The organism is Allokutzneria sp. NRRL B-24872 (assembly GCF_002155965.1).
Taxonomy (GTDB): Bacteria; Actinomycetota; Actinomycetes; order Mycobacteriales; family Pseudonocardiaceae; genus Allokutzneria.
In genome coordinates this window covers 1-900 of sequence record NZ_MUMH01000377.1, presented here as the reverse complement: position 1 = coordinate 900, position 900 = coordinate 1, and the positions used below count along the sequence as shown (strand labels likewise).

Below are 900 nucleotides of genomic sequence, written 5' to 3'. Positions count from 1 at the left end.
GGGGCGGGGCTCGGGGGTGGGGGCTCCGTCGACGCGGACGACGAGCATGCGGTGCGCGGAGGCGTTCTCCAGCGGCGAGAGCAGCGCGGTGATGCTGGTGATCACCCGGATGCTGAGCACGGCGACGGCCACGGCGGCGGAGTCGGTGAGCATGCGCAGCACGATGCCGTCCGCCTGGGCCTGGACGCCGGAGCGCAGGCTCCAGAGCAGCGTGACGGCGGCGAGCACCAGTCCGCCGACCCAGGTGATCCACCAGATGCGCAGCATCTTCGACGGGTAGGGCCTGCGGTCGGCGGGCTCGCCGAGCGCGGCGTGCTCGAGCTCGGTCAGCGTGGAGCCGGGGATGCTGAGGTTGGGCCCGGGGAGCAGGCCGACCAGCACCTGCCAGTCGGGCCGCGCGGGAGCCCTGCCGGTGGCCTCGGAGGCCGCCTGGCGCGCGCGCAGCAGCCACAGCACCGCGGCGGTGCCGGCGACGAGCGCGGTGACCGGCGCGAGCACGCCCGCGGTGATCACCAGGGCGTCGGAGGCCTTGAGCCAGCCGTAGGAGAGCACGGCGGAGCGGCTGATCAGCAGCATGACGTAGCGCCACAGCTCGGCGACGGCGGCGAGACCGCACGCGAACGAGGTGACCCACAGCAGCGTGGTCGCGGTGCCGGAGAGCACGCGCATGCGCTCGGCGGGACTGACCTGTGGAGCGGTTCCCGGGACCGACATCTGCCAGCGCCACGGCAGCGCGGGCAGGCCCCACCTCGGCGGAGCCGGGTAGGACGGCGGCCCGGTGTAGCGGGGCGGCTGCTGGCGGCGCTGCCGGTACGGGCGCACGGGAACGGGCGGACTGGCAACCCAGTCCACCGCCATCGGACGACCCGGACGCATGGTGCTCAGATCACCTCGGGCTCG

At 74.7% G+C, this 900-nt stretch carries 1 protein-coding gene; it reads right to left on the bottom strand.

Translation table 11 applies throughout. The annotated features are described in order from the left end of the window. Positions 1–876 (bottom strand): DUF4328 domain-containing protein (locus CCN37_RS38155; protein ID WP_086830252.1); only part of this gene is annotated, 876 nt, incomplete at its 3' end. Between the last annotated feature and the right edge of the window lie 24 nt (positions 877–900).